Raw genomic sequence first — 249 nt, 5'->3', positions numbered from 1 at the left:
ATGTTAATGTGGCCGATAAGAATATCGAAATTATTAAAACCGATAAGATGCCTACGGTTTCAGGCTTCGGAGGATATACTTTGCAAAGACCTATCACGACGAGAAATCCTGTAATCGATATGTATTCGGGAGGATGGCAAACCGGAATTTCCCTAAGTTATAACATCGATAATCTGTATAAAACCAAAGAACGGGTAAAGTTAGGAGAACTTCAGAAAAACCAGGCGAATGATGCCGTAACGCTGACCC

The 249-nt window shown here is 40.6% G+C and carries 1 protein-coding gene; it reads left to right on the top strand.

Going from position 1 to position 249, the window contains the following annotated elements; all coding sequences use genetic code 11:
- Positions 1 to 249, top strand: a 249-nt coding sequence (locus ACPYOJ_RS36180) for a hypothetical protein (protein WP_481420505.1), incomplete at both ends; no start/stop codon positions are given.

This window comes from Rhizobium sp. SVR5-9E (assembly GCF_056755095.1).
This window is presented reverse-complemented; position numbering and strand designations above follow the sequence as displayed.